Genomic DNA, 20172 nt, shown 5'->3' with positions numbered 1-20172 from the left:
CGTTATTCCTCGTCAAATGCTGACAGATTTTCCGCGACCGAAAGCTTCAGCGGCGCGGGTTTATCGTTGCCTTCAATACCGGTGCAGCAGGCAGAAACCACAAAGACGGTATCGGCCACCACGCGACAGGTAATGCTGTCGCCCGGCTGCGTGCGGTTGGTTTCCGGCAAAATATCACCTTCTCGCGTCAGCCGGACGTGCATGAACAGATTGATGGGATCCGGCAGTTTCGGCACATTCATGCCCAGCCGTGCCAGTTCACTTTTTACCGACTCAATGCAGCCATCCCCCTGATAACCACGCTCAGCCAGCCATGCGGTGGTCGAACCCGGCAGCAGCAGGTCGTGGCGTTTTACGCTGTCCTTGCCCAGCACCATTACCGGACGACGGCGGTTATTCACCAGACGCATCCCAGAACCCAGCAGATAGCTGTTGCTGAATACGCGGGTGTGATGAACCGACAGCCAGACAGCAGGGTCGCTCAGGCTGAAGCCAAACAGTGCGGCCACCGCACCTTCGCCCGCTGCCGTGATGCGCAACAGTTGCCCGCGCAGCACGCGAATGGAGCCCGTCTCACCGGCTTTGATATCCACCGGCCCGGCCAGCGGACGGACTTCACTTTCGGCCCAGGCCTCACGCATTAACAGCATGCTGAATCTCCCCGTGGTAATGATTGCTGACCTGAATATCAACCGGCGTGACCTGCAAACCGTTGCCGGGAATGATGTCCTGCGGGCAGGACGACACCGCGCAAATCAGGTCACACAGCGCTTCAAAGACAATACAGTCACCGGCTTTACTGTTCGGGTCAGTGACTTCCATGCGGCCATCGGCGGTGACCGGCCCGTTCTGGAACAGGTTGAACGGTTCCGGCAGGCTGAAATAGGTCACGCCGTGTACCTTCATGCCCTCAAGCAGGTTATCGACGCAGTTGCGATGGCCTTCAACACCGAAATCGATACTGAAACGCGTGCGGTCGCAGGCCGGAACATTGGCGTCATGAATACCAATGGTGTCGGCGATGATGCGCAACATCGGGCGGTTTTCACTCGACCACAGCGCATCTCCGGGTTTGAAGAACAGTGAGCGCAGATGCTGACGCGTATGCACCGGCGACAGTTTTTCATTCAGATCAGCGGCATTCACGGCCACAAAATCGGCGGCCTGCTGACCTTCGGCATCAATGACGGTAATAAATTGCCCTTTGTTCACGGTAAAGGTTTTGCCGTGACCGGCGGGCACCGTCAGCAGGGATTGGCACATAACTTACTCCTGAGGAATGAAATCGCTGGCGGGCACGGTAAAGGTGGTGCCGAGATACTGTTTTTGCAGCGTGGTGAGTTCGCCGTCTTTCTGCATCGCCAAAATATGATCGCTGATGGCTTTGTTCAGGCGTGTGTCGTCTTTACGTGTTGCCCACGCCATCCACTGTGACGGGCCAGCTTCGCCAACCTGAGCCACTTTGTTCGGGTATTTTTTAACGATCGGTGCGAGCACCGAAATGTCGTCAAACACGAAATCGGCGCGTTTAGTCATCAGCGTGCTGACGGTCTGATCCAGCGTATCCACGCTGATGATGGTGATCGGCTTCTTGCCTTCTTTGGTCAGCGTTTCGTTAAAGCCCTTGAGCAACTGTTCCGGCACGCTGGCGCTTTTCACGGCTCCGCTCAGACCAGACAACTGTTCCGGCGACAACGTTTTGCCGCTGAATTTTTTCACATCGGCCTCGCGCACCAGCACACCATTGACGGTTTTGCTGTAAGGCACCGTGAACAGCACTTTTTTGGCGCGTTCGGCGGTGACGTTAAGAGAAGAACCTTCGGCATTGAATGAGCCGGAGATCAGGCCGGGCAGAATGCCGCTGAACGCGGTTTTCTGAAACTCCAGTTTCACGCCGAGGTCTTTGGCGAAAGATTGCATGATCGCCACGCTGTAGCCGGTGATCTCGCCTTTATCGTTGGTGAATTCATAAGGTGGGAAGGTCGGGTCGATGCCGACGGTTATTTTACCGCTGCTTTTGATGTCTGACAGCGTATCAGCTTGTGCGGTGCCAGCCGCGCCAGCAGTGATTAAAGCGGCGATCAGCAATGCTATTTTTTTCATTATGGTGATTCCCTGGTGTTGGTGAAATGTCACTGACCACAGAGCAGTTTCCATGCCACTTTTTTAATCACTCGCAGCCTGAATATGACGGGAAACATTTTTTTCTTCCATAATCAATGAGAAACAAATGTTTCTTGTTTTAATATTTATATTTCTTGGGTTTCATCGGGAGGAATGAAAAAGCGGCGGAAAGATCCGCCGCTGCACTGATTTGGGGATAAGTGTTCAGCCGTTGCGCCAGTGCGGCGCATTACTCCAGTTCTTCGAGGCTCTGGTGCAGGGTTTCGATGGTGGCGAGATGGTAGCTGCCGGTTTTACCCATGCGACGGGCGACCAGTGAACAGAGCAGGTTACAGACGCCGGAAAGCGCCACGGTGCTGTCGAAAATCAGATTAACGTCGGTATGACAGCGCAAGACCCAGTTGGCATATTTCGCCGGTTTACCCGCCAGCACATCGGAGATATACAGCATCGGCACCTGCATGTCAGCCAGGGCACTCATGGCGGTTTCCAGTGCAGGCATACGACGGCGCAGCCCGACGCAGATCACCACATCCTGCGGGCCAAGCGCTGCCAGATGTTCTGCCAGCGAATCACCGGCGCGCGGCAGCAGGCGTACGTCGGGGTGAACGTGGATCAGGTCGCGGTAAATCAGCATGGCGATGGTCTGACTGTGACGCCAGCCCATCACCACCACACGTTTCGCGTTGGCAATGGCCTCCACGCAGGCTTCAAGCTGGTCATCTTCCAGTAAACGGAACGTGTTCACCAGGCTGGAGACCTCTTTTTCCAGATGATTTTGTATCAGCGTGCCCAGGGGCGAAGCGCTGGGTGCGGCCTGAAGATACAGAGGCGAGCCGCTGTTTTGCATTTCACGCGCCTGACGGCGGGCAGCATCGTAACTTTCATAACCGATATGGCGAAAGAATCGCGTGGCGGTCGCTTTGGATACGCCCGCGCTCTGCGCCAGTTCAGTCGCGGTATTCATCGCCAGCTGGCCCGGCGCGGCTAACAGGACGTCGGCTAAACGTTGTTCGTGCAACGAAAGCTGATCCCATTGCTGCCGGATACGGCTTTCCAGCGATGCCGTTTTTGCGCTCATGAATGATCCCCGGAAAGAAAAAACTCATCCTGCACAGAACGTGCCGGATTGTCATGCACAATCTTTATCGCGGTATTGACAGTGCACTGGGGATGATGGTTGTATTATACAACTATCAGTCAAAATCCCGGGTAAACGCATGCCAGACCACGCCTTAATCGAAGAAATCCGTTCCTCCTCGCGCCTTATGGTACGCGAGCTGGGTTTTATGAATGCCACGCTGGCGGCCACAGAATATTCACCTTCTGCCGTACACAGCCTGGTGGAAATTGAAAATCAGGGCGCCATGACCGCCGCGCAACTGGTGCAGATCCTCGGGCTGGAAAAATCCAGCGTCAGCCGCATGCTTGCCCGTTTGCTGGCAGCGGGTGAACTGCAGGAAGTGCCGTCGGAAAATGATGCCAGAGTGAAACAACTGATACTGACGGAAAAGGGCATGCAGACGGTCGGGCGGATCAATGAGTACGGTGCGATGCGCGTGATCAAGGCGCTGGAAAATCTGGATGCTGCGCAGCAACAGGCCGTCGCAAAAGGCCTGACGGCGTATGCCCGCGCCCTTGAACGTTGTCGCGACGGGGACCCGGTCGCGCCCCAACACAACATTGAAATCGTCACGGGATATCAGCCGGGCATGATTGGCCGGATTGCGGAAATGCACGGCACGTATTACGCCAGTAATTACAATTTCGGGCATTTCTTCGAGGGAAAGGTTGCCAGCGGACTGGCAGCGTTCTGCGGGCGTTTGCATGAACCCTGCAACCAGGTCTGGCTGGCGGTCAGCAACGGGCGGGTGGTCGGTTCAGTGGCTATCGACGGTCAGGATCTGGGAAATAACGAAGCCCATCTGCGCTGGTTTATTCTTGATGACCGCTGCCGGGGAACGGGCATGGGCAGAAAACTGCTCAGTGAAGCGATAGCGTTTTGCGACGGGCGCGGATTCGACGCTGTTCAGCTCTGGACCTTCAGCGGCCTTCATGCTGCGCGACGTCTGTATGAATCCTTTGGTTTCGAACTGCTGAAAGAATGGCAGGGCGACCAGTGGGGCATGACGATGACCGAACAACAGTTCACCCGCCGGTCACCGCTTCATTCCGCTGTGACCTTTTCAGCTTCAGTTAAAGGCGATTTTATTGATTTATGAATATTTGCTGCAGGAACCGGTTTTCCGAGGAAATAGCCCTGACCAATATCACAGCCGAGTTCCTGTAAAATAATCAGCTGACTTTTATATTCAATGCCTTCAGCAACCACTTTTACGTTGAGGGCGTTGGCAAGGGAGAGAATAGAGCAAACAATCTTATTTTGTTTCTCATTAGTCTGGAATGTATCAATAAAACTTTTATCAATTTTTAATGTGTCAAAGGGAAAGTCACAGAGCTGAGAAAGGCTTGAGTATCCGGTGCCAAAATCATCAAGAGCAATTTTAACGCCTGCGTCACGGAGTCTTTTAAGTGTATATCTGGCCAGATGTCTGTTGCTAAACAGCGCGCTTTCCGTGACTTCAATTTCCAGTTGTTCTGGCGGGAAACCCACATCATCAAGAATACCTATGATTCTTGATTTAAGATTTTTGTCACATAAAAGTAAAGGTGAAAGATTAAAGGACAACCGTTTGTCGGATGGCCATTTTAGCGCTTCAAGACATGCCTCCCGCAAGAGATATTCTGTCAGTTCTGTTATTGCTCCGGTGTCTTCAGCAAGCGCAATGAACTTCGACGGCGGGATGAACTTTCCCGCCGAGATTTCCCATCGGGCAAGGGCTTCAAAGCCTATGATTTTTTCTGATTTTAGATCCACTAAGGGCTGATAATGACTCACAAAAACTTTGTTTTTCAAGGCTGATTTAAAATCACGTTCCAGTTGTGCCATGGATAATAAAGATTCTTCCATGCTCGCAGAGAATGCCCTGATCTGCTCTCTGCCAGCTTTTTTAGCAACATGCATTGCACAATCGGATTGTTGAATCACTTTCTTAAGATCGCACGAATCTTCCGGGGATCGTGAAATACCAATATTGGCAGAAATATTAAAGGTAAATCCATCCAGATTAACCGGTGAACACAGGCTACGCATAACGCGCCCGGACAGTGAGGTCAGGTCGGTTTTGTCAATATTGGGTCTCAGGACAAGAAAATCATCGGCGGCTAATTTATAAACACAGCCAGGGAAAATATTCAGCAGTCTTTCTGCTACGATCTTAAATATCTCATCATGATAGTCATGACCGAAAATATCATTAATATCCTTCAGTCTGTTTATTTCAATGGTGAACACACCAAAACTACTTTTGTTTTCGTGGTTATATTGTGCGATGGTGGAGTTGAGTATGATTGTATTCGGCAGCCCTGTTACCGGATCATGACATTCAACCCAATGAAAATTCTTTTCAGCTTCCATTCTCCTTGCTATTTCCTTTTCCATTGCTTTTATTTTTACAAAGGAAAAAATCAGCCCAAGAAAACCCGTTATATTCAGGGCGATGAAAACTTCATCTAAATTATAGACTTCATATGCCTTAAAAAAATAATAGAAAACTTCATTCATATTAAAATAAAGGGAAAATAAATAGGTTGCTATGAGTATCCCTATCCATACATAAAGCTCGACTTTTGCCTTATTGCGAAGCTTCTTTAACATATGCAACCTCAAAATAAGTTAACAGAGTCAGTAAAATCATTTATCTGCATGTGTTATCGGCACTCTGATGGGGCTATTTAGCCCGGATAAGGTTTTTTTTAAATAATGGGGCTACTTATTATGATTTTTGCGGGGGTGATCACTCTGGGCAACGGCACAGCGGAAAGCTTTTATCGTCCGTAAATGACCTTATAAGCGTGAAGTCAGGGGGATTTATGATAATAAAATCAGGATGTCATCAGTAAGGTACGTCTGTGTTTAGGGTATGAAGGCCACCGGCCGGACAGGGCCGGTGGCCTGATATTACTTGATTTCGGTGACGAAGTTTTCACGGCTGCGGCGAACTTTCTTCAGGTTCACCAGCCAGTCGCCCTCGTGGGCGCGGTAGCCCAGCGGCAGGATCACCACGCTGCGCAGGTTTTTGTCTTTCAGGCCCAGGATTTCATCCACGGCAGCAGGATCAAACCCTTCCATTGGCGTCGCATCCACTTCTTCAAACGCGGCGGCGATCAGCGCGGCGCCCAGACCGATATAGGCCTGACGTGCAGCGGCCTGATAATTCGCTTCGGTACCGCGTTCAGCGACAATGCTCAGCAGTTTCTGGCGGTAGTTTTCCCAGCCTTCGTTTTTAAAACCGCGAACCTCGTTGGTCAGGTCGAACATCATGTTCACGCGTTCTGGCGTGATGTCATCCCATGCCGCGAACACCAGCAGGTGGGAACAGTCGGTGACCTGCGCCTGATCCCAGGCAACGGTGCGGATTTTTGCGCGGATATCCGGATTAGTGACTACCAGCAGTTCGAAGGGTTGCAGACCGCTTGAGGTCGGTGCCAGACGCACGGCCTCAATAATATTTTCAATCTTTTCAGCCGGAACCGTTTTGGCCGCATCAAACTTCTTGGTTGCGTATCGCCATGCCAGTTTTTCGTTTAAGGTCGTCATCTTTTTTTCCTGAAGGATAAATTTGGAAGCGGGGGATTGCCTGTGACAATTATTCCCAAATAGCCGCCCGATAATCGCATGAACCGAATCCGGGAGTTTATACTTTTGAGCCTTGATAAAGACCGCCGTCAGTGAAAATTTGCAGGGTTAGCACACAGTTGTCAGCCGCTGGCGAAAAAATAAACTCAACGCTATCCCTGTAAACAGGCTACTATGAATCTAATTGCCCGCTGAGGGTGACTCATCTTTTCGGCCTCCCTGTCCCTTACCCATTTTCTTATCAAGTGAACTCTCATCGCAGCTCAGGCAACTGCCTTATCGGGTCCGCCTAAGGTATGCTGACATGAAAAATGCTGTGATTAACTGGTTCAAAATTAAAAGAGCACCCCCTGTTATTAGCCATACCCGGCGTCATCGCGCCAGCGCACTGGCGCACCCCGTACCGATCAGCGCCGAGCTTTTCTCCGCAGATCAGATGGAACGGTTCGGCGGCAAACTCGCACTCTCCCACAAACTCTCCGGCAAAAAACTTCCTTACTACCTGCTAAAGCGCCTCGACGATAACGAAAAGGTTTTAACGCGCAGTTGCCTGATCCTCAGCAGTGGAGAAAAAGCGGGCATTACCCCGGCCGGTGAATGGTTACTCGATAACTTCTATCTGATCGAAGAACAAATCCGTCTGGTGCGCCAGCTGTTACCGAAAAACTTTGGCAAGGGGTTGCCTTCACTGGGTTTACCGCATTCCTGCCCGCGCATTTATGACATTGCGACCGAGGTTGTCAGCCACAGCGACGGCCTGTGGGACATCAAAACCCTGACCCGTTTTCTCTCGACTTATCAGAGTGTGCGCCCGCTGACGCTCGGGGAGTTATGGGCGTTTCCGGGTATGCTGCGTCTGGCGCTGATCGAGAATTTACGCCGGGTCAGTATAGAAGTGGCGAATGCGCAGCAGGAACGTAATCTGGCCGATTTCTGGGTCAATAAATTGCAGGACAGCGCGGAAAACGATCCCGCGAGTCAGATCATCGTGATTGCTGATATGGCGCGCACCAATCCGCCGCGTAGCAGCGCTTTCGTGGCCGAACTGGTGCGCCGGTTGCAGGGGCACGGTTCGATGCTGGCGCTGCCGCTGACCTGGGTAGAGCAGCGGCTGAGTGAAGTCGGGCTGACCCAGCGTGAAGTGATCGATAAATTTAATCAGCAGCTTGCTGCCAGCCAGCTTTCTGTCAGCAACAGCATTATGGGTTTGCGGCAGTTGACCGAAATGGACTGGGCAGAATTCGCCGAAAACCTCAGCGTGGTAGAGAAAGTCCTGCGTGAGGATCCGGCCGGTATTTATGCCTCCATGCACTTTGATACCCGCGATAACTACCGCCATCAGATTGAACAGTTGTCGCGCCATTCCCTGCACGATGAGGCGTTTGTCGCCAGCCGCGCGGTGGCGCTGGCACAACAGGCAACGGATTCCTTTCAGCAACAACATGTCGGTTACTATCTGATTGATGCCGGGCGCAAGACGCTGGAGAAAGATTTGCAGGTGAGGTTTTCGCTGCAAACCCGCATCCGCAGCCGCCTCAGCCAGACACCGCTGCTTTCGTGGCTCGGCAGCCTGCTGCTGCTGACCACCGCCATCACCGCCGAGGTGCTATATCACACCGTGCATCCCGGCATGCACTGGGCATGGTGGCTGTTACTGGGGCCGGTAGTGCTGGTCGCCAGCCAGTTTGCGCTGAATCTGCTCAGTGAAATCACCACCCGTAGCCGCACACCGCAACCGCTGCCCCGACTGGAATTCGTCGGCGGCATCCCGGAACACGCCAGTACCCTGGTAGTGATCCCCTGTCTGCTGGGTAGCCGGAAAAATATTGATGCACTGATCAGCAGCCTCGAAGTCTGTTATCTCGGCAATGTTCTGTCACACCTGAATTTTGCGCTGCTCACCGATTTTCACGACAACCCTGAACAGCACAACGAGGACAACGATGCGTTGCTGAGCTACGCCACGCAGCAGATCCAGACCCTCAACCGACGCTATACCGACGCACAAGGGCCGTTATTTACGTTGTTGCATCGCGACAGTGAAATGAATGCGGCGCAGAGCGTGTGGATGGGATATGAGCGCAAACGCGGCAAGCTGAATGCGCTGAACCGCTGGTTGCGCGGCGAAGGTGAGCCGTTCTCCCGGGTGGAAGGCCGCACACAGGCGCAACTGCGCCAGGTGAAATACGTGATCACCCTCGACAGCGACACGGTGCTGCCGCGTGCGACTGCACATCAGCTGGTCGCCGCCATGGCCCATCCGCTCAATCATCCGGTTTATGACACTGAACGCCAGCGGGTGATTTCGGGTTACGCCATTCTTCAGCCCCGCCTGGCCGAAGAAATCCCCGAAAACGGGCAGGGGCGTTACGCCGCATTATGCAGCAGCGTGCCGGGCAATGATCCGTATTCGTCGATGTCCTCCGATATCTATCAGGACTTATTCGGCGAAGGCTCATTTGTCGGCAAAGGGATTTACGACGTTGATATGTTCATCCGGGCAACAGAAAATACCTGCCCGGAAAATTTAGTGCTCAGTCACGACCTGCTGGAAGGGTGTTATGCGCGTTCGGGCATGCTCAGCGATGTGGTGTTATACGAGCAGTATCCGGATCATTATCTGGCGGATGTGGCGCGTAAAACCCGCTGGATCCGTGGCGACTGGCAATTGCTGAACTGGCTGGGTTTTCGTGTCACGCAGGAAGATGGCACGCGGACCCGCAACCCGCTGACCACGCTTTCCCGCTGGAAATTGTTCGATAACCTGCGCCGCAGCCTTATCGCTCCCGCGCTGCTGACCCTCATTTTTTGCACGCTGTTGCTGGTGCCGAACAAGCTTTACTGGCTGGGCTTTATCGCCAGTATGCTGCTTTTCCCGGTGGTGGTCGCGCTGGTGCTGGATCTCTTCAACAAAGGCTCACGCCGCAAGGTCATTGCCCATCTGAAAAGTGTGGCATCCGCTACCCTCAGCCGTTGTTCGCGGATTTTGCTCCAGTTAATGACTCTGCCGCACGAAGCCGTGTATTCAATACACGCCATTTTGCTGACCTTGTGGCGGCTGAATGTCAGCCACAGGATGTTGCATGAATGGGCGAGTGTGAATATCGGCGAGAAATCCCGTGCGCACTCGCAGGTCTATTTCTATCGCCGGATGTGGGCGAATCTGCTGGCAGGTGTGGCCGTGATTATACTGGCCGCCGGTGCGCATCCGCCGTTACTGTGGTTTGCCTTGCCGCTGGGTCTGCTGTGGCTTGTCGCGCCGCTGGTGATGTGCTGGATGAGCCGGCCTGCCGTCAGGCAGAAACCGGGCATTGATGCGCAGCAACAGCGTTTCCTCCGTCAGACCGCACGTGAAACCTGGTACTTTTTCGAAACGTTCGTCAACGCTGAGGAAAACTGGCTGCCGCCCGACAATTTCCAGGAAATTCCGCAGCCGGTGATTGCGCACCGTACCTCGCCAACCAACATTAGTCTGTCGTTGCTGGCGAATATCACCGCGTGGGATTTCGGCTACATTACGCAGGGTGAGGTGCTGGAACGTACCAGCCAGACACTCGATACGCTGGATAAACTCGAGCATTTTCGGGGTCATCTTTATAACTGGTACGACACGCGCACGCTGGCACCGCTCAATCCGCGCTACATTTCCAGCGTTGACAGCGGCAATCTGGCCGGGCATCTGCTGACGCTCAGCAGTGGATTACGGTTATGGCGCACGCAGCCCGCGCTGAATATGACCGCGTGGCTGGCCGGGCTGGCCGATACGCTGAACATGGCGGAAAGCCAGACCGATGAACCGCTGATGACTAAACTGCGGGAAAGCCTGAAACAGGCCACCGCAGCCAAAGCCGCTGAAAGTATTACCTACCTGCAGGATATGCACGGCCTGATCGCTGCGTCGGCGCAGGGCTGGCAACAACGGCTGGCAACACAGCTCGCGACCGGCATTAAAGAGTGGTCAGATTTTTATGGTGCGCTGCCGGCGGAGGCTCAAAACCAACCTCTGCCAACGCTGCACTGGCTGGCGCAACAGGATGCCCGGATGTCACCGCTGTTATCCCGCACTATCGGGCTGGCGCGTCAGCGGCTGGACATCATCGGTGAACTCGAACAGCGCCTGAACGAGCATGCGCACATGGATTTCCGCTTCCTGTATGACAAAAATACCCACCTGCTGACCGTCGGTTACAATTGTGACGCCCATAAAATGGACAGCGGAAAGTACGATCTGCTGCCTTCGGAAATCCGTCTGACGAATTACGTCACCATCGCCACCAATCAGTTGCCGCAAAAAAGCTGGTTCGCCCTCGGGCGTCTGTTCACCGTGATCGACAAACAGCCGTCGCTGATGTCGTGGAGCGGCTCAATGTTTGAATATCTGATGCCACAACTGGTGATGCCAGCGTATCCCGATACGCTGCTGGTGCAGATGTGTCAGACCGCCGTTGACCGGCAAATTGCCTGGGGTAAAGAAAATAACGTGCCCTGGGGGATTTCTGAATCAGCGTATGCGGCCTTTGATCTCAACCAGAACTACCAGTATCACGCCTTCGGTGTGCCGGGCCTCGGTCTTAAACGCGGCCTGGGTGAAGATATGGTCGTCGCGCCTTACGCAACGATGATGGCGCTGATGATCCGCCCGCAGGAAGCCTGTGTGAATCTGCTGGAACTGGAGAATTGCGGCGCCCGCGGTGAATACGGTTTCTATGATGCACTGGATTACAGCCCGTCACGTCTGGTGCGCGGGCAGATTTACATCGTGGTGCGTTCCTACATGGCGCACCACCAGGGCATGGGATTCCTGGCGCTGGCTAACGTGTTGCTCGGCGCGCCGATGACCGCACGCTTTGCGGCCAACGCGGCGTTCCAGTCCGCCCGTTTACTGTTACAGGAACGCGTGCCGGATGCCGTCGAGCTTTACAGCCCGCGTCGTCACTTCGAATCGCACGACAATATGCTGCAAAAAGTGAACGTGGAATTGCGTGAATTCACCGACGTCGACAGCCCGTCGCCGGAAATTCAGCTGCTTTCCAATACCCATTACCATCTGATGGTCACGCAGGCGGGCGGCAGTGTCAGTCGCTGGAAAGACCTGACCCTGACCCGCTGGCGCGAAGATGCCACCCGCGATAACCGCGGCATCTTCTGCTACGTCAGCGATCCTGAATCGGGTGCAGTGACCAGTAATACCTGGCAACCGCTCGGTAAACAGAAGGGAACCTACCACGCGGTGCTGACCGATTTTGGCGCAGAGTTTACCCGTACCCGCGGCCTGCTGACCCTGCAGACGCATATCGTGGTATCACCGGAAGATGACGTCGAAATCCGCCGTATGACGGTCACACATAATGGCCGCCATTCGCGTACGCTGGATATCACCACGTATGCCGAAGTGGTGCTGGCACCCGCCGCCAACGACGCGGCCCATCCTGCGTTCAGTAATTTGTTTGTACAAACCGAACTGGTGCCTGCGCAGGAGGGGATTCTGTGTCACCGGCGACCACGCGAACCGGATGAAGCCTGTCCGTGGATGTTCCACATGATGGCTATCCACGGTGCGGTGGAACGGGAAACGTCATTTGAAACCGATCGCGCGGCCTTTATCGGGCGTGGCAACACCGCCGCCAGTCCGCAGGCAATGCAGAAGGGCGGAACACTCGGTAACAGTGCCGGTGCGGTGCTGGATCCGGTGATGGCGATTCGTCAGCGCATCCGGCTCAGACCCGGTGTGCCGGTGATTATCGACATGGTTTACGGCATCAGCGACACGCGCCTGCAAAGCCTGATGTTGCTGGAAAAATATCGCGACCATCATATTGCTGACCGGGTATTTGAAATCGCCTGGTCGCACAGTCAGGTAGTGCTGCGCCAGCTTAATGCCTCGGAAGATGATGCCGGGCTGTTTAACCGTCTGGCGGGGGCGCTGATTTTTGCCAGTCAGGAAATGCGCGGCGATGCACAGTCGGTCGCCGCCAACCGTCGCGGGCAATCCGGTCTGTGGGGACAGTCGCTTTCCGGCGATCTGCCGATTGTACTGCTGACCATGACCAGCAACGAAAATATCGGGCTGGTGACGTTGCTGATCCGTGCGCACCATTACTGGCGTCTGAAAGGATTAAAAGTCGATCTGGTGCTGTTGTGTAATGATTCCGGCGGTTATCAGCAGGCGCTGCAAAACCAGATCCTCAGCCTGGTGGCATCCGGCGCGGGGTCCAGCCAGACCGATATTCCGGGCGGAATTTTCGTGCGTAACGGCGAGCAGATGACACCGGATGACCGCATGCTGCTGATGAGCGTGGCGCATGTGGTGATCGACGACCGCCGTGGCAGTCTGGACGATCAGCTGAATCAGCGGACACAAACACCGCTCGTTTCCCTGCCTGCGTTGGTGCCGGTGCGTACGGTCAATGACAGTCAGCCGGTGATGTCGCCGCCACGTGAACTGGCCTGTTTCAACGGGCTGGGCGGGTTCTCGCCGGATGGTCGTGAATATCAGATTGTGCTTAACGAAGGTCAGACCACGCCTGCCCCGTGGTCGAACGTGCTGGCAAATGCCAGCTTTGGTACGGTGATTTCAGAAAGCGCGCAGGCGTATACCTGGTATGAAAATGCCCACGAATACCGCTTAACGCCGTGGGAAAATGACCCGGTCAGCGACAGTTCCGGCGAAGCCTTTTATCTGCGCGATGAGGACAGCGGCAGCGTCTGGTCGCCTGCACCGTTACCGGTTCGCGGCATCGGCGGTTACGTCACCCGCCATGGTTTCGGTTACAGTTGCTTCGAACATACCGAGCGGGGCATTTCCAGTGAAATGACGGTATTAGTTGCCGAACATGCGCCGGTCAAACTGATTATCATGACCCTGACTAACCTCTCCGGCAGGCCGCGCAGATTGTCGGTGACCGGTTATGCCGAATGGGTGATGGCGGATTTACGTGCCAAGTCCGCGATGCATATCGTGACCTCGGCAGCGCACGTGGTAAAAGGTTGCGGCGTACTGGCGACCAATCATTACACCAGCAACGGCTCTGAACGCACCGCTTTCTTTGCGGTCACCGGCGCACATTGCTCGGTCAGCGGTGACCGTCGCGAGTTCTTTGGTCGCACCGGTTCTGCGGCCATGCCCGCAGCCATGAAAAATCAGCGTCTTTCCGATAAAACCGGTGCGGCGCTGGATCCTTGTGGCGCGGTGCAGTCGGCCACAACGCTTATCGACGGCGACCAGCGCACCTTTATTTTCGCGCTGGGTCTGGGGCAGAATGCCGCAGATGCCGAAGCGCTCATTCATCAGTATCTTGAGGAAGGCGCGGCGCAGGCTGAGCTGGATCGCATTCATCATCACTGGCATCAGGTGCTGGATAAAATTCAGATCACCACGCCGGATAAATCGGTTGATTTGCTCGCCAACGGCTGGCTGATTTACCAGACCTTAGCCAGCCGGATCCTGGCGCGCAGCGGCTATTATCAGTCCGGCGGGGCGTTCGGTTTCCGTGACCAGTTGCAGGATACGCTGGCGCTAAGCCACGCGGCGCCGGAACGGATGCGCGAACAGATCCTCTTATGTGCGTCGAGGCAGTTCATTGAAGGCGATGTCCAGCACTGGTGGCATCCGCCAACCGGCAACGGCGTGCGTACCCGCTGTTCTGACGACTATCTCTGGCTGCCGCTGGCCATCAGCCATTACATCACGGTCACCGGCGATCATGGCATTGCCGAAGAATCCGTGCCTTATCTCGAGGCACGTTTGCTGGAGGCAGGTGAGGAGTCGTTCTACGAGCAACCGCAGGTCAGCGCAACGCAGGAAAGTCTCTGGCAGCACGGTGTGCGTGCGCTGAAGCATGGTCTGAAAATGGGTGAGCACGGACTGCCGCTGATGGGCGCGGGAGACTGGAATGACGGCATGAATCTGGTGGGGCTGGGCGGGCGCGGGGAAAGTGTCTGGCTGGGCTTTTTCCTCTACGACGTTCTGCAACGTTATGGCGCACTGGCAGAAGAGCGCCAGGACATCGCTATCGCCACCCTGTGCCGCGAGCAGTCGGCGCTGCTGAAGCAAAACCTCAACAACCATGCGTGGGACGGTGAGTGGTATCTGCGCGGTTATTTCGACAGCGGTGAAACGCTGGGTTCGCATATGAACGACGAATGCCAGATAGATGCTATCGCGCAAAGTTGGTCGGTGCTTTCCGGAGCCGGTACACCTGAACGCACCGCCAGCGCCATGCGGTCAGTCGATCAGCGTCTGGTCGATAACGATGCGGGGTTGATCAGATTACTGACGCCACCATTTGACGGCAACGGCCCGAATCCGGGGTATATCCGCGGATATCTGCCGGGTGTGCGTGAAAACGGCGGGCAGTATACCCACGGAGCTATCTGGGCGGTGATGGCGTTTGCCCGACAGGGCAACACCGAACGAGCCTGGGAACTGATGTCGATGATTAACCCGATCAATCACAGCCTCACGCCGGAGGCGGTCAGCCGCTATAAAGGGGAACCGTATGTGATTTCCGCCGATATTTATTCGGTAGATCCGCACAGCGGTCGCGCGGGCTGGAGCTGGTATACTGGTTCTGCGGGCTGGACATACCGGTTGATCACCGAATCATTGCTGGGCATTACACGCCATGGCGATGCTATCGCCATCCACAGCAAATTGCCTGCGCTGTGGCCGGAAATCACGGTGACGTATCAGCAAGGCAGCAGCCGTTACCTGATAACGGTGCGGCACAACACAGGCGACTACTGTGTCACGCTGGATGGCCATGCCCTGGACGGTGATCTGATCCCGCTGACGGATGACGGTAACGAGCATCAGGTGGTGGTCGAACTGGGGAGCCGGGCAGAAAATGCGTAAACAGGTAATGTGAAGCATTAGTTTTCTGGATATCATTGTGATTCCTCATCATCTAAACGTATGGTTCGTAGCGGATTGCAGCCGCATCTGAAACCGGAAGTCGGGAGAGGCAGGGTCAGTAAACTGCCGGGAATTTATGATGAAACAGCCAGGGCGACTCAATGCAAACAAAGCGGATCCTGATTATTGAAGATGATGCCGATGCGGCAGACGTTCTCGATGCGTATTTAAAACGCGAAGGATATGACGTACAGATTGCCGGTGACGGTGTTTCCGGGCTGGAGCATGCGCTGCGCTGGAAGCCGGATCTCATTTTGCTGGATGTGATGCTGCCCGGGATGCGCGGCACTGATGTGCTGGCATCGCTGCGGCGTGAAAGCAGCACGCCGGTGATTATGGTGACGGCGATGGGCGACATGCCCGATAAAATTGGCGCGCTGCGCTTCGGTGCGGATGATTATGTGGTCAAACCTTACAACCCCGGTGAGGTGGTGGCGCGGGTGCAGGCGGTACTGCGTCGTGTGGCGACAGACGAAAACAACACGTCTGCTGTGTTGCGCTGGCAGGGTCTCGACGTGGATGTCGGGGCGCTGACGGCGGCGGTTAGCTCTGCCTCGGGCGAACCGCATTATCTTGATCTAACCCCGACAGAATTTGGCGTACTGAGCACATTAATGCGGGCACCAACACGCCCGTTCTCACGTCAGTATTTGCTGGAGCATTGCCTGCCGGAAAGCGAGGCGCTGGAAAGGGTGGTCGATACGCATGTCTATAATTTGCGTAAAAAACTCGAATCTGCAGGCATCGTTAACGTGTTAGTTAATGTGCGCGGCGTCGGTTACCGGTTCAGACAGCCATGAACCACCACTCTCACTATCAGTCCCTGTGGCGCTGGATTTGTGTGCGGATCCTGACGCTGGCCATCGGCAGTGTCGTTGTGATTGCTCTGTGCATGTGGCTGCGTTTTGTCATTGAGAATCTTTGGGTATTGCACCATATGTCTCCCGCACTCAGGGCAGAGTTTTACGTGCTGCGGGATAATCCGGATCTTAATCTTGCGCGGTTTCATGAGATTGTCGATCAGGGCTGGGGGGCGCGTTACTCCGATCCCTCCATCGCCTCGGCCGACTGGATCATGGTTGGCATCCTGGTCGTCGTGGTGACGCCGTTTATCGCTATTTTGGGATTAAAAGCCGCGCGACCGCTTTCGTCACAATTCAGCCGTCTGGCCCAGGTGGCGCGTGCGGTCACGCAGGGAGATTTTAATACGCGGGCTGAGCCGGTGAAAAATGCGCCGGCGGAACTGATTCAGTTCACCGATGATTTTAACGCCATGATGTTGCAACTTTCGCGTTATGAGCGTGAGCTGCGGGCCTCCCATGTGGCGATGGCGCATGAACTGCGCTCACCGCTCACGGCGGCGGTGGGGCGTTTACAGGGCATGCTGGACGGTGTTTTCCGCCCGGAGCCGCAGCAGTTGCAGATGGTGATGACACAGCTTTTGCATCTGAACCGTCTGATCGACGAACTGCATCTGCTGTCGCTGGCGGATGCCGGTCAGCTTAACCTCAGCAAGACAGAACTGGATCTGGCAGATCTGCTGCGCGAGCGGATGACCTGGCTGAAACCTCAGTCGACGAAAGCCGGTTTTGACATCGCCCTGACGCCGGAGACGCCGTGCCGTTATGTCGGTGACCCGTTCCGGCTCGGGCAGGTATTTACCATTCTGATGGAAAATGCGCTGCGTTATGCGCAGGAAGGACGGCGTCTGGACATCGCCATCGCGCCCCGCAATGGCGGTTATGACATAACGTTCCGGGACAAGGGTCCGGGTGTGGATGACAGTTTTCTGCCTGTTATGTTTGAACGCTTCAGCCGGGCGGACTCTTCCCGCGCACGACATTCCGGGGGCAGCGGATTGGGTTTATCCATCGCCCGTGCGATTTGTGAAGCGCACGGCGGGGGGATCCATGCGACGAAGCAAACACAGGGCGGGCTGATGGTCACGGTCAGTTTACCGCTGCCGGAAAACAGCCAATAAAAAATTCGCACGGCAATAAAAAAGGGGATGCTGAATGCATCCCCTTTTTATATCCGTATCAGATTATATCCGTATCAGAAGTCGTACGTCATGGAGACTTTGAGCGCGCGCGTTTTTCCCTGATAAATATAGGTTCCGGTGCTGTCGATATTTGACCAGTATTTTTCATTGGTCACGTTATCAACACCAGCACGCCAGACCATATCATTCTGGTTGATTTTGGTGCGGTAACGCACGCCAAGATCCAGAACGGAATAAGCGTCGATTTTCTTCGTGTTGGCTGAGTCTGCCCACTGTGAGCCGGAATGGTTCACCAGCGCGGTGGCCGTCAGGCCGTCAACCGGTTTGATGTCATATTCCGCACCCAGCACCAGGTTGTAGCGCGGCACGCCAATCGCATCTTTACCGTTATAGGTGTTGTCTTCGGTTTTGGTCATTTCCGGATCAATCCAGGTCGCGCTGCCGTTGAGACGCAGGCCCAGCACCGGTTCGCCAAAGACGTTCAGCTCCACGCCCCGGTTACGTTGTTCACCGTCCAGATTGTAGAATTTATTGCTGTCCAAAATGCCTGACGGTTTTTTGATTTCAAATAATGCCAGTGAACCGCCTGCACGCCCGAAGTCCGCTTTTACACCCACTTCGTTCTGTTTTGAATGGGCAATGCCGGTGGTTGAACCGTAGTTTTTCGCGTTATTCGGTGCCACATCGCCCGGCTGTAAAGACTCGGTGTGGTTGGCGTACAGGGAAATCACCTGCCACGGTTTATACACAACCCCGTACGTCGGCATCCAGCGGCTGTCGCTGTAACGTGATGACACGTCTTCAGCGCCGGTCGCATTGCTGTAATTACGGACGATCACTTTCTGATGACGTGCGCCGACGGTGAACAACAGGGTATCATCCAGGATGCCCAGCGTGTCGGTTAACAGATAGCCCTGAGTCCGGTTACGCCCGGTGGTCAGCGGGTCGTCATAATTACCGCCAGACAGATTAGGTGTCGGGTTCGGGACATTCGTGGTGTGATAAATATTGGTGTTTTCAGCATTGGCACCGTAGGCCATACGCCACGCCGTATTATTGCGTGAAGTCAGGGCGGAATAACCAAAATTCACCTTGTGGGTGATGAAGGCGGTATCGAAATTGCCGCGAACTCCCGCCATTCCGCTGAAATTATTGATGATGCGGTTGGTATCCAGACGACCAATCGTTGCCGTTCCGTCAGCATCTTTCAGCGCAGGGGAAGCATAGTCGCCGGTTTCATGCGAATGCTGTGCGCCAACGCCGCCATACACTGTCCAGTCATCAGTCACATCATATTCCGCTTTGGCCATACCAAATTCGGACTCAATATTGCTGTATACCCAGTCCTGACTGTAATTGTGACTGTTGGACGGCACTTCCGGGATGAAATCCACACCACTGATATTCACGCCAAGACGGGCGTCGTGGAAGGTTTTCTTTTGATAGCCCATGTCCACAGAGGTACGAAGGCGGTCACCGCGATAATCGAGGCCCAGTGAGGCTGCGGTGGTGCGTTTTTTCTCACCATCAATACCGGTTTCGCCTTCACGGTTAACGGCATTCAGACGGACACCGAACTGGTTGTCATCGCCAAAACGACGGCCCAGATCCAGGGTGCCACCAACCTGAGAAGAGGAGGTGTAATCCACGCCGACACGGGTCAGTGGCGCGTCATCCGCATGCTTCGGCTCGAGGTTGATCATGCCGCCTACGCCACTTGTCGCCGCGCCGTTCAGTAATCCGTTCGCACCTTTAAAGATTTCTACGCGGTCGATTAACGACGCATCCATCACCTGACGCGGCACCACGCCCGGCAATCCGCCATACGTCATGTCATCGCCATCGAGCTGGAAGCCACGAATGCGGTAGGTTTCGGCGAAGTTGCCGTATCCCTGCACGTTCTGGACGGTGGCATCATTGCGCACCACGTCAGCAATGGTCCGCGCCTGCTGATCCTGAATCAGTTTTGACGTGAAGCCGATGACGTTAAACGGCACATCCATTGCCTTCTGTTCGCCAAGCATGCCGAGGCGACCACCATGCGCCACCTGACCGTCCAGATAGGCCGGAACCAGCTCATTGCCGCCGGGTTTGAATTCATTATCCCGCGTACTGACGATAGTCATGGTATCGCCTGTCGCCGCCGTTGAGCTGGTCGCCGGAGCAGGGGCGGTGGCCGCCATCGCAGGCATGCAGCTTACGCTGACGAAGAGTGCCAGCAGGGTCGGTTTAAACCCTGTGGGTGAAATTTTTTCGCGCATAATGTAACCCTAATGTAAAAAGGACTGAGAATCATTATTATTTGAATTTGCGATTATGCGCATGGCGTTTTGGGATGCAAGAAAAATATCAGGGGACTAACTTATGTGGCGTAAATCGCCTCGTTCATCATAAAAAATCCACGGCATCGCGTGGATTTGGGTGAATACCGGG

The 20172-nt window shown here is 54.8% G+C and carries 11 protein-coding genes; 4 read left to right on the top strand and 7 right to left on the bottom strand.

Translation table 11 applies throughout. The annotated features are described in order from the left end of the window. Positions 1 to 2 precede the first annotated feature (2 nt). The 4 genes from LC431_RS24170 to LC431_RS24155 form a co-directional block, all read right to left on the bottom strand. Positions 3 to 650 (bottom strand): urea carboxylase-associated family protein, encoded by a 648-nt coding sequence (locus LC431_RS24170; RefSeq protein ID WP_112152448.1) that lies wholly within the window; start codon positions 648 to 650, stop codon positions 3 to 5. Further along, on the bottom strand, positions 634 to 1263 hold the full coding sequence (locus LC431_RS24165; RefSeq protein ID WP_223510398.1) for a DUF1989 domain-containing protein: 630 nt from the start codon (positions 1261 to 1263) through the stop codon (positions 634 to 636). The genes LC431_RS24170 and LC431_RS24165 overlap by 17 nt, the downstream gene beginning before the upstream one ends. A gap of 3 nt (positions 1264 to 1266) precedes the next feature. After that, positions 1267 to 2103 carry a transporter substrate-binding domain-containing protein gene (locus tag LC431_RS24160; protein ID WP_013575609.1) on the bottom strand — a complete coding sequence of 279 codons (837 nt, stop codon included), beginning with the start codon at positions 2101 to 2103 and terminating at the stop codon, positions 1267 to 1269. A 250-nt stretch (positions 2104 to 2353) separates the two neighbouring features. Then, the gene (locus LC431_RS24155) at positions 2354 to 3205 is read right to left on the bottom strand and encodes a MurR/RpiR family transcriptional regulator (protein ID WP_013575608.1); all 852 of its coding nucleotides are present in this window, start codon (positions 3203 to 3205) and stop codon (positions 2354 to 2356) included. 139 nt (positions 3206 to 3344) lie between these two features. On the opposite strand from LC431_RS24155, the gene LC431_RS24150 reads away from it, so the two are divergent. Next, on the top strand, positions 3345 to 4346 hold the full coding sequence (locus LC431_RS24150) for a bifunctional helix-turn-helix transcriptional regulator/GNAT family N-acetyltransferase (protein WP_223510397.1): 1002 nt from the start codon (positions 3345 to 3347) through the stop codon (positions 4344 to 4346). Here the strand turns inward: LC431_RS24150 and LC431_RS24145 are convergent. Next, positions 4292 to 5842 (bottom strand): bifunctional diguanylate cyclase/phosphodiesterase, encoded by a 1551-nt coding sequence (locus LC431_RS24145; protein WP_037034080.1) that lies wholly within the window; start codon positions 5840 to 5842, stop codon positions 4292 to 4294. The genes LC431_RS24150 and LC431_RS24145 overlap by 55 nt on opposite strands. Positions 5843 to 6145: 303 nt before the next feature. Continuing rightward, complete coding sequence (locus tag LC431_RS24140; RefSeq protein ID WP_013575605.1) at positions 6146 to 6784, bottom strand: nitroreductase family protein; 639 nt, start codon at positions 6782 to 6784, stop codon at positions 6146 to 6148. 343 nt (positions 6785 to 7127) lie between these two features. Between LC431_RS24140 and LC431_RS24135 the strand changes: the two genes are divergently transcribed. The 3 genes from LC431_RS24135 to LC431_RS24125 all read left to right on the top strand — a co-directional run bounded on the left by LC431_RS24135 (position 7128) and on the right by LC431_RS24125 (position 17718). Continuing rightward, positions 7128 to 15677 (top strand): GH36-type glycosyl hydrolase domain-containing protein, encoded by an 8550-nt coding sequence (locus tag LC431_RS24135; protein ID WP_223510396.1) that lies wholly within the window; start codon positions 7128 to 7130, stop codon positions 15675 to 15677. A 161-nt stretch (positions 15678 to 15838) separates the two neighbouring features. Then, entirely contained in the window at positions 15839 to 16537 is a 699-nt protein-coding gene (locus LC431_RS24130) for a response regulator (protein ID WP_013575603.1), read from the top strand. Then, a complete protein-coding gene (locus LC431_RS24125; protein ID WP_112152452.1) occupies positions 16534 to 17718 on the top strand; it encodes a cell wall metabolism sensor histidine kinase WalK in 1185 nt (394 codons plus the stop codon). Before LC431_RS24130 ends, LC431_RS24125 begins: the two co-directional genes overlap by 4 nt. Before the next feature lie 74 nt (positions 17719 to 17792). Here the strand turns inward: LC431_RS24125 and LC431_RS24120 are convergent, their stop codons facing one another. Then, complete coding sequence (locus LC431_RS24120) at positions 17793 to 20000, bottom strand: TonB-dependent siderophore receptor (RefSeq protein WP_223510395.1); 2208 nt, start codon at positions 19998 to 20000, stop codon at positions 17793 to 17795. Positions 20001 to 20172 lie beyond the last annotated feature (172 nt).

This window comes from Rahnella sp. GSA61A, from assembly GCF_019969905.1.
Lineage (GTDB): Bacteria > Pseudomonadota > Gammaproteobacteria > Enterobacterales > Enterobacteriaceae > Rahnella > Rahnella aceris.
Note: the sequence above shows the minus strand (reverse complement) of the source record. Positions and strands in the feature narration are given on the sequence as shown.

Excerpts from the sequence above, each read along its gene's own strand:
- LC431_RS24135 (WP_223510396.1), top strand. The coding sequence starts at position 7,128 with ATGAAAAATGCTGTGATTAACTGGTTCAAAATTAAAAGAGCACCCCCT.
- LC431_RS24165 (WP_223510398.1), bottom strand. The coding sequence starts at position 1,263 with ATGTGCCAATCCCTGCTGACGGTGCCCGCCGGTCACGGCAAAACCTTT.
- LC431_RS24140 (WP_013575605.1), bottom strand. The coding sequence starts at position 6,784 with ATGACGACCTTAAACGAAAAACTGGCATGGCGATACGCAACCAAGAAG.
- LC431_RS24150 (WP_223510397.1), top strand. The coding sequence starts at position 3,345 with ATGCCAGACCACGCCTTAATCGAAGAAATCCGTTCCTCCTCGCGCCTT.
- LC431_RS24120 (WP_223510395.1), bottom strand. The coding sequence starts at position 20,000 with ATGCGCGAAAAAATTTCACCCACAGGGTTTAAACCGACCCTGCTGGCA.
- LC431_RS24155 (WP_013575608.1), bottom strand. The coding sequence starts at position 3,205 with ATGAGCGCAAAAACGGCATCGCTGGAAAGCCGTATCCGGCAGCAATGG.
- LC431_RS24145 (WP_037034080.1), bottom strand. The coding sequence starts at position 5,842 with ATGTTAAAGAAGCTTCGCAATAAGGCAAAAGTCGAGCTTTATGTATGG.
- LC431_RS24160 (WP_013575609.1), bottom strand. The coding sequence starts at position 2,103 with ATGAAAAAAATAGCATTGCTGATCGCCGCTTTAATCACTGCTGGCGCG.
- LC431_RS24130 (WP_013575603.1), top strand. The coding sequence starts at position 15,839 with ATGCAAACAAAGCGGATCCTGATTATTGAAGATGATGCCGATGCGGCA.
- LC431_RS24170 (WP_112152448.1), bottom strand. The coding sequence starts at position 650 with ATGCTGTTAATGCGTGAGGCCTGGGCCGAAAGTGAAGTCCGTCCGCTG.
- LC431_RS24125 (WP_112152452.1), top strand. The coding sequence starts at position 16,534 with ATGAACCACCACTCTCACTATCAGTCCCTGTGGCGCTGGATTTGTGTG.